Consider the following 4,213-nt stretch of genomic DNA (forward strand, 5'->3'; position numbering starts at 1 on the left):
ACTAGTCGTTTTGTTGCCTTCCCCACCACTTCAATATCCTGATATATAAGATTATACCATATGACTATAAAAAAATAGAGGGTAGATTGATCACTCAATCCACCCTCCTGTCTATCGTGTGCTTAAACTATTAAAAATCAACCCCTTGATTAGTCTTCTAGAGCCGCTTGCGCCGCAGTAATTCTATATATGACTATCAGATGTTTAGCAAAAAAGGTAAAACAATATACAAACATTTAGGTTTAATTTTTGACACTTCAATAACTGCCGAAAAGCTTAAAAGTAAGTCATTGGAACAGTTAAAATCAACCACAGCACATACCGTCATTTTCAAACGCTTCGCAATATACTAAAAAATCCATATGTTTCCTCGTGCGCGTACATATAATATATAAGCATAAAAAAAGACCGCATTAACGGCCTCTTTCAAAAAAACTATGTGCTATATTCTTATATAACGCACATACACCTTATTCCCTACCCTTCGATATGGAACCAACTTTCCATAAGGATAAACCTTAACTTCTTCCTGCTCATCAGCAGATATCTCTATCGGGTGGATTAGATCCGACAAAGAACTTGTTTTTTGTTTCATTAGACTAACATGATGAATTGTCTTATTATAACACGAAAACGATCCTATATGATGCGATCTTTTACATGTTATACAACACGATCTATGTCTTTTACCTAGGCAGTCTTGGAAGCCTTGCCAGATGCTCCCCTTCTCTCCTCCTTTAATAAACGTTGATCCAACTCATCACCTAATCGCTGAAGTTCTCTTTCCAATTCTTTAATACGATCTTTCTTCTCTGTCACCTCCTCACTCATGGAAAGAGCCACGTGTTTCCAATAAGCGACATCTTTTACTTTATCATCCGAAGAGGCTGACGTATCATTTGAAGTTACAGTCTTTAACATACTACCTTCGCCTCGTAAAAGCCATTCTGCCGATAATTCTGAAAACAAGTCTAATAAGACTAACAGAGTAGACAACGACATCGAAGTCTCTTTGTTAATTTGCTTATTCAAGGTTGATTGAGGATAATTTGCATTCAAACTTATTTGATTAATAGACATGTTTTGCTCTTTCAAGAAACCCCTAAGTCTTTGTTTTACTGAATCTTCCATATTTTTATGTTTTATAACATAGTCTATACAGACTAGAATTGTGTTATTTTATTTTGTTGTTAATCCAATTAGACTTACTTTTACATCGTGTTAAGAACAAAACACGTTTTCAACCCGAAACATTTCGGGTTAGTATGCAAATATAAACATTTAAGATATAATAAGCATGAGATTCAATGAAATTGTAGTCCCGTATGGGACAATAAGAAAGCTAGCCAAGGACACGGGGCTGTCCGAACCATGTATAAGGCACGCCCTAAAAGGCATCACGAACTCCGACAACTCCTTCTTGATAAGGAAGATTGCGAGGGAAAGGTATAGAGGTGTAGAAATTAAAAGTAATCCATCATGATAGCCGAGATAACATTTCCTGATAGATCCGTGTCCTATAGCGACTTCATTCGTGACTTAGCGGCGAAGATAAACACCTTCGCCAAAGAGGATAAAGATGATCCAGCTTACATTTCCCAAAGGAAAGCAGAAGCTCTTTATGGTAAAGCCAATGTATTAAGATGGAGAAAAATGGGAGCAATAAGCCCAATATGCCGTCCCGGTAAGATTGAATATCCAACAGTAAGGCTGAAAGAACTAAGTCGGACTGATGAGATTTACATCCGATGGATGTCAAGCAAAGAGGATAAAAAGAGAAAAAGATAAATCCTCGGCCCCATAGCTCAACGGATAGAGCGCTCCTCCCCTAAAGGAGATATCCGGTTTCGATTACCGGTGGGGCTACTAAAAAAGAGTTCTTTGACTTAGTGAGAAAAAATCCTTATGGCTATCAAAAGGTATACGAGATATAAACGGGATAAGCGTAAGGTGAAAATACAGGAATGGACGATAGTCCTTGCTCCCGATGTAGTTTAATCGGTTCCGGTATTGGATTTATACATACAATTAATAATGTATATATAATAAGTACGATCCCAGCTGGGTATCCTTGCGGTGGTTGGTAAAGAAGACCGTATCGTACTAAATGATACGACTTTTTCTACGGGTCGTATCTAAGATATAGTAGGAGGTTAATACGGCCAAACGTATGACAGATTGGACAGACAATCATATGACGACAGATCGGAAAGACGGTCAATCCGAGAACTACGGATTTACGTTAGTGATAAATACTCCCCCACCCGTCTATGATTCGGGTTCGAAACCGTTGGAGGTTGTGGGGGAGCTAATATTTAAAACAAAAGAATATGGAAGAAATCGAATTAAATAAAATATACAATGAGGACTGCTTGGAAGGAATGAGACGCATTCCTGATGGCATCGTTGATTTGGTAGTCACAGATCCGCCATATTGTATTGGAACAACAAGCAACGGAAAAAAAGGAAGCTGGAGTGACAATAATCTCATAAGGCCTTTTTTTTGACGCATATTTCAAAGAATTAAAAAGAGTCTTAAAAGATGAGTCTGATATCTACATAAATACAGATTGGCGCACATATCCATTTCTCTATCCTATCATGCAAGAATACTTTGTCATTAGAAATTTGATTGTTTGGGACTATGAATGGATTAAAGCAGGATCGCACTATCGTTTTTCGCATGAATTTATCATATACGCCTCCAAGGGTAATGCAAGGCGAAAGTTTAGCGCTAGCGAGCGTGATGTTTGGAGGATAAGACCTATAAACTTCACCTCTAAAGAAAAGCTGCATAACTCGCAGAAACCTTTAGAGCTTGTACGTAAAATGATACTGAATAGTTCCAGTGAGGGGGATACGGTCCTTGATACTTTTTTAGGCAGCGGAACTACGATAATAGCATGCGAAGAGTTGAAGCGCAATTTTATCGGTTTTGAAATAGACAAGGTCTATTATGATATTTCCAATAAGCGGCTGGAAGAATTGAAAAACGATTTATTTTATGTTTAGCACCGTAAAGTTAAGCAATCCCGCCAAGAGAGCCAAAGACTCGCAGGTTCCGGAGCGAGACCGGAGACGGGACGAAACCATTTGCACTGTTTGACATGTTTATGTGTAATAAAGCTACCAAGACCTTACAATACCGCCGTGAGGCAGGAAGGAATATTAGTTTTTACTTAAACTGTGCCGGGGTGGGATTCCCCGGCAAACGCTCCCTTAGCTCAGTAGGTTAGAGCCTTTAGGGTCGCCGGTTCAAGCCCGGCAGGGAGCACGCTTCATCCCTAGCGGATGCTATTCAATCAGAAAATCAGTCACAATTTACAACGCAGGTCTCCGTCCGTGAGGATATGAGGCCTTTCTTCCGAATTTTAAAAACAACAATATATATGATAAAGAGAAACCAAGCATGGTTCTGGAAGATATTCCGGGCCATAAAGAGCATTATCATCTTTACTTTTAGGATGGTCTTAGCTACAATATTGGGACTGGCCTCAATAGTCGCAATCTTCGAATGGAATGAAAAACCTTCTCATATCCATTTACTGATATTTGGCATAGTATCAGTATTTGTTGTGATAAATCAAATCGTAATAATGACTTATGAGTCAGAAAAATGATTTCGGGGTGTTGTACGTGGTACAAGCCCCTTCAAGGCCTAACCGATCCAAGAAGGACGATATCCTAGACGAATTAAAGACACTTAGCAAAGAAGAATTGATAGAGATAAGAAAAGACATTGTAGAACTAATAAACGATAAATAAAATGGCTGCTATAAAATCTTACAAGGGATTTGACAAAAATTTAAAATGCCGGGATTTTCAATATGAAATAGGCAAGGAATATGAGATGGATGGAGAGATCAAGGTGTGTAGCAGAGGGTTTCACGCTTGCGAAAGCCCGTTTGATGTTTTTGATCACTATACTATGATAGACTCTAGGTTTTGCGAAGTAGAGCAAGACGGAAATATATCCAAGGAGGATAGAGGGACAAAGATTTGCTCCTCGAAAATAAAAATAAAAGCAGAGTTAAAATTGGCTGACATGATCAATCTTGGAGTCGAATGGCTAAAAGAGATCACATCACCTAAAAAAATGAAAACAAGCATAAAGGATAATTCGTCCGGCAACGGTGCCCAGATTGGTTCGTCCGGCAACAATGCCCAGATTGGTTCGTCCGGCTACTATGCCCAGATTGGTTCGTCCGGCTAC

4 protein-coding genes, 2 tRNA genes and 1 pseudogene are annotated in these 4,213 nt (G+C 38.9%); 6 read left to right on the top strand and 1 reads right to left on the bottom strand.

Annotation, left to right across the window (positions count from 1 at the left end; all coding sequences use genetic code 11):
* Nucleotides 1-690: 690 nt before the first annotated feature.
* Entirely contained in the window at nucleotides 691-1,131 is a 441-nt protein-coding gene (locus tag D7V92_RS15200; RefSeq protein WP_121773219.1) for a hypothetical protein, read from the bottom strand.
* Nucleotides 1,132-1,479: 348 nt separating this feature from the next.
* Between D7V92_RS15200 and D7V92_RS15210 the strand changes: the two genes are divergently transcribed.
* From D7V92_RS15210 to D7V92_RS15240, 6 genes and pseudogenes are all read left to right on the top strand, one after another.
* Nucleotides 1,480-1,788 (top strand): hypothetical protein, encoded by a 309-nt coding sequence (locus tag D7V92_RS15210; protein ID WP_121773221.1) that lies wholly within the window; start codon nucleotides 1,480-1,482, stop codon nucleotides 1,786-1,788.
* Between the two features lie 6 nt (nucleotides 1,789-1,794).
* A tRNA-Arg gene (locus tag D7V92_RS15215) sits at nucleotides 1,795-1,866 on the top strand.
* Between the two features lie 464 nt (nucleotides 1,867-2,330).
* Nucleotides 2,331-2,507: a site-specific DNA-methyltransferase gene (locus D7V92_RS22270; protein ID WP_199718911.1), complete on the top strand. Its 177-nt coding sequence runs from the start codon at nucleotides 2,331-2,333 to the stop codon at nucleotides 2,505-2,507.
* A gap of 52 nt (nucleotides 2,508-2,559) precedes the next feature.
* Complete coding sequence (locus D7V92_RS15225) at nucleotides 2,560-3,012, top strand: site-specific DNA-methyltransferase (RefSeq protein ID WP_233572858.1); 453 nt, start codon at nucleotides 2,560-2,562, stop codon at nucleotides 3,010-3,012.
* Nucleotides 3,013-3,213: 201 nt separating this feature from the next.
* A tRNA-OTHER gene (locus D7V92_RS15230) sits at nucleotides 3,214-3,274 on the top strand.
* Nucleotides 3,275-3,766: 492 nt separating this feature from the next.
* Nucleotides 3,767-4,213 (top strand): annotated as a pseudogene (locus D7V92_RS15240) (hypothetical protein); the annotation flags it as partial.

Source organism: Parabacteroides sp. CH2-D42-20 (genome assembly GCF_003670185.1).
GTDB lineage: Bacteria > Bacteroidota > Bacteroidia > Bacteroidales > Tannerellaceae > Parabacteroides > Parabacteroides distasonis.

Excerpts from the sequence above, each read along its gene's own strand:
- D7V92_RS22270 (WP_199718911.1), top strand. The coding sequence starts at position 2,331 with ATGGAAGAAATCGAATTAAATAAAATATACAATGAGGACTGCTTGGAA.
- D7V92_RS15210 (WP_121773221.1), top strand. The coding sequence starts at position 1,480 with ATGATAGCCGAGATAACATTTCCTGATAGATCCGTGTCCTATAGCGAC.
- D7V92_RS15200 (WP_121773219.1), bottom strand. The coding sequence starts at position 1,131 with ATGGAAGATTCAGTAAAACAAAGACTTAGGGGTTTCTTGAAAGAGCAA.